Origin of the sequence: Mesorhizobium sp. M4A.F.Ca.ET.050.02.1.1, assembly GCF_003997725.1 — a bacterium.
In the GTDB taxonomy this organism is placed as follows: Bacteria; Pseudomonadota; Alphaproteobacteria; order Rhizobiales; family Rhizobiaceae; genus Mesorhizobium.
Genome location: NZ_RZSG01001336.1, coordinates 1 through 789, shown reverse-complemented (window position 1 = coordinate 789; position 789 = coordinate 1). Strand labels below are relative to the sequence as shown.

At 66.3% G+C, this 789-nt stretch carries 1 protein-coding gene; it reads right to left on the bottom strand.

Annotation, left to right across the window (positions count from 1 at the left end; all coding sequences use genetic code 11):
• Positions 1 to 54: 54 nt before the first annotated feature.
• Positions 55 to 789 (bottom strand): putative PEP-binding protein (locus EOA33_RS37330; RefSeq protein WP_348628299.1); only part of this gene is annotated, 735 nt, incomplete at its 5' end.

Genomic DNA, 789 nt, shown 5'->3' with positions numbered 1-789 from the left:
GTACAAAACCGTGAGGTACGGGCCCCGTCAGCGGTGCCGACGGGCGACCGAAAATCAGCCCCGCGACGCTGCCTTGGCGACCTGAACAGCGGCCTGCGCCGCCGCCAGCCTCGCGATCGGCACGCGGTAGGGCGAGCACGAGACATAGTCGAGGCCGACCTCTTCACAGAAGCGGATCGACGAGGGGTCGCCGCCGTGCTCGCCGCAGATGCCGAGCTTGATCTCGGGTCGCGTCACCCTGCCCTTTTCGGCCGCGATGCGCACCAGTTCGCCGACGCCCTCTATGTCGAGCGACACGAACGGATCCTGCTCGATGATGCCCTTCTGCCGATAGGTCTCCAGGAAGGAGGCCGCATCGTCGCGTGAGATGCCGAAGGTGGTCTGGGTGAGATCGTTGGTGCCGAAGGAGAAGAATTCGGCCGCCTCGGCGATGACGTGGGCGCGGATCGCGGCACGCGGCAGCTCGATCATCGTGCCTGTGAGATAATCGATTTTGATGCCGCTCTCCTGCATGACGCTGGCCGCGACGGCGTCGATGCGCGCCTTGACGTAGTCGAGCTCCTTCACCAGGCCGACCAGCGGCACCATGATCTCAGGCACCACCAGAGCGCCGGCCTTCTGGCCCGCCTGGACGGCCGCCTCGAAAATGGCGCGCGCCTGCATCTCGGCGATCTCGGGATAGGAGACCGCCAGACGGCAGCCGCGATGGCCGAGCATCGGGTTGAACTCGTGCAGGGCGTCGGTGCGGTGCCTGAACTTATCGGGCGAAACCTTCATCGCGGCCGCGAC